The following is a 3,137-nucleotide window of genomic DNA, read 5'->3' as shown; positions in this document are numbered from 1 at the left end:
CCGTGGCATTGATATTCCCACATCCCCCGGTCAGTGGAATGCTGTAATTGAATGTCCCTGAAACGGTCGGAGTACCGGAAATCGTGATGGTATTGGCAGCCCAGGTAGCGGTAACTCCGGCAGGAAGTCCATTTGCTCCTGATACTCCATTGTTGGCTATCCCAGTTGCTCCGGTCGTGTTGTGAGTGATATTGGCAAGCGGCGTATTGATACACCGGGTTTGGTTGGGTGCTGCTGAGCTAGAGGTGTTATTTGGAATGACTGTTACAGTTCCGGTTCTGGTAAGCGTAATATTGGGATTATAACCAGGAGTAACATTAATAGTGTAAGTCCCACTTGCTGTAGGGATTCCCGAAATAGTTATTGTTCCCGTTGTGCTATTATGATTTGATGTTAATCCCGCAGGAAGAGTTAGAATAGAAACAGTTGAACTGGGAGGAAGTGAATAGGTGATTGAGGAAATAGCGGTTGTAATACATACAGATTGATTATCTGTCCCAGTAGCTGAAGTCAAGGCGATGTAGGAAATTCGAATCTGGCCATTTCCTCCTAGTCCCCCAGATTGCAATGCAGGATTTGCGCTTTGCCTCTTTGAACCTCCTCCTCCTCCTCCCGGAAATGATCCATTTCCTCCAGGGTTAGAATTCGTGGCACCACTTCCACCGCTAGCTCCACCAGTTGGAGCAGAGGCCCCTGCGGAAGTTGTTGCACTGTTTCCGTTTGCTGCTATTCCTGCAGAGGATCCTCCTCCTCCTCCATTTGATCCTGAATTAGCACCATTTCCACCGCTATACCTAATGGTTCCAAATCCATCGGCTGCTGCACCCCCTGTAGCACCTGTACTTCCATTCATGGCCACAGAATTTCCACCCTTGGCCATTAATGTGGTATTGCTCAAAAACCAAGTGTCTTCTCCTGGATCGGGGGATCCCGAGCCAAAACCCACATGATAATTGATCACCTGACCAGGGGTGACCGAAAGAACACTCCGGGAATAGGCACCTCCACCACCGCCGGCAGCCGCTCCATTTGTGTTTGTCGAACCACCACTCCCCCCGCTTCCCCAAACTTCAACAGTAATGGAAGTTACGCCTGCGGGAACAGTAAAAGTACTTGAACCAGAAGTAGTAATATTCTGGGTTTGCGCTATCCCCAAAATCGACCACATCATCAAACCCAAAAAGCCCAGTAGGGCGATTGGCTTTCTGATAAAAAATTCAGGTAGAGGTCTAGGCCACATTACGCTTGTTTTGTTTTCAGGTATTTGAATTTCAATACCATTAAAATGTATTTCAAAATTACAACCGAATATTGAGAATACAAATCTTTTGTAAGCTTTTGATTGAACTTCAGGGAATTACGTTCGGAGGGATTTTCTTGGATTTCTGACCAGGAGTTTTTATCAAAAAGCTGCTTTAAAAAGCCTAAGGGGATAGTCTGACCAGATTTGACATTTGCAGAACAAAGGATTTTCTGGCATCGATTGAAAAGAAGTGTTTCAACCTGCTTAAGAACTTGGTAAATCGTTAGGAAAAAAGAGACTCTACTAGAAAAAATGCTGTAAAGTTTGATGCCTAATGGCATTACTAAACCTAACGCCTCAAAATAATTTTATGATACTCACGATTTTGCCCCCAGCTGATTTCAAGGGTATATACCCCCGCTAATTTATTCTTCAGACGATCTGAAAGCTGAGCACTCAAAAGGCTGCTTGAATTGCCTTCAATGGTATCAAATTGACCTGTGGCAGAAATGATTCTTACGCTGACTTTTTCATCGTTGTATGTACCGCGGTTCACCAGTTCCAGATTGATAGCATCACCTGAAGTCGGATTCGGATAGACGATCCAGTTGGTAGTGCTTGCAATTGGATTTACCTGAATGGAACGAGTTACGCTATATTCAGAGGTACCGCTAAGGTTTACCTGCTTCAAACGATAAAAGATATTACCTCCTGCCGCAGGAAGAGTTGAGTCTGTGAAGGTATATTCAACCGGAGCATCCGAATAACTTGCTCCGTCTATTTCACCAACTTTTGTCCAAGTTCTCACATCATTGACTGCCCGCTCGATCTCAAAGTGGGAGTTTTCCCATTCCCGGGATGTCACCCAGGAGAGTTCTCCGGATCTTGACTGTGGATCATGTTTTGCATTGAAATAAAGGTATTCTACGCCGAGGATTCTAAAGTTCAAGTAGGTAACATAAACCACCCCTTGGCCACCATTCCCACCTCTAGTCGTTCCCGCTCCTCCTCCCGAACCGGTATAAATAGTTCCATTGTTTCCTACCCCATTGTCAGATGCACTTCCTCCGATTCTAACCCCATTCGCTGTACCTCCCAGTCCTGGATCGTTGGTGTTTCCATTGAAATTAAATCCGATTCCGCCACCTCCGGCTCCATAGCCATAGGTAGAACCTGCCAGTACAAAAGTACTTCCATTTCCCCCATTTCCGGATTTTGATATACCTACACCTGCGCCATCACCATTACTTCCGACGCTGCCGGCTCCGCCTCCACCACCGCCACCCCGGGCATGATTCGGTTGGTTCCCTCTTCCTCCATCACCTCCTCTATTTCCTTGTCCAGAAGTACCGAGACCACCTAAACCCTTGATGTCTTCGGCTTGTGAACTGTAAGCCCCACCACCTCCTGATGCTCCATTATTACCATTTAGATTGTTAAATGAGCCTCCGCCTCCGCCTCCCAATGCATTGAGATTTACGACTATATTGCCACTTGGATCCGGGATTGTAGCAGTTACGGCTGAATTAACTCCGTTACCCCCCTTTACATTGGCTGTTGATGCTCCCAGCCCACCTTGGCCTACCTTAATGTTGAGAGAATTCCCTGCAGCAATCCCAAATGCTGAAGTACTTGAAACGGTGGTTGAGGCAAAACCTCCGCCTCCGCCTCCGCCACCTGTGGAGCCCATTCCACCACCTCCACCACCTCCAATTGAGAAAACAGAAAATCCAATAAGACCCCCTGGAATATTCCAAATATCATCACAAATAAATCGGATGACAGTTGTGCCTGAAATAGCACCATCGTCAATGATTTCGATACAGTCAAATTTATTGGCATCAGGACAGGAATAGGAAATATTAACTGTACCATTAGGTCCTGCACCTCCTCC

The 3,137-nt window shown here is 46.3% G+C and carries 2 protein-coding genes; both read right to left on the bottom strand.

Annotated elements, in window-relative coordinates:
• Window positions 1-1,240 (bottom strand): glycine-rich domain-containing protein (locus Q8M62_RS11005; protein WP_371134643.1); only part of this gene is annotated, 1,240 nt, incomplete at its 3' end.
• 352 nt (window positions 1,241-1,592) lie between these two features.
• On the bottom strand, window positions 1,593-3,137 hold a 1,545-nt coding region (locus tag Q8M62_RS11000), incomplete at its 5' end, for a T9SS type A sorting domain-containing protein (RefSeq protein ID WP_305668088.1).

Origin of the sequence: Algoriphagus sp., assembly GCF_030694375.1 — a bacterium.
Classification (GTDB): domain Bacteria; phylum Bacteroidota; class Bacteroidia; order Cytophagales; family Cyclobacteriaceae; genus Algoriphagus.
The sequence above is the reverse complement of the archived record's forward strand: the minus strand, read 5'-3'. Positions and strand labels throughout refer to the sequence as shown.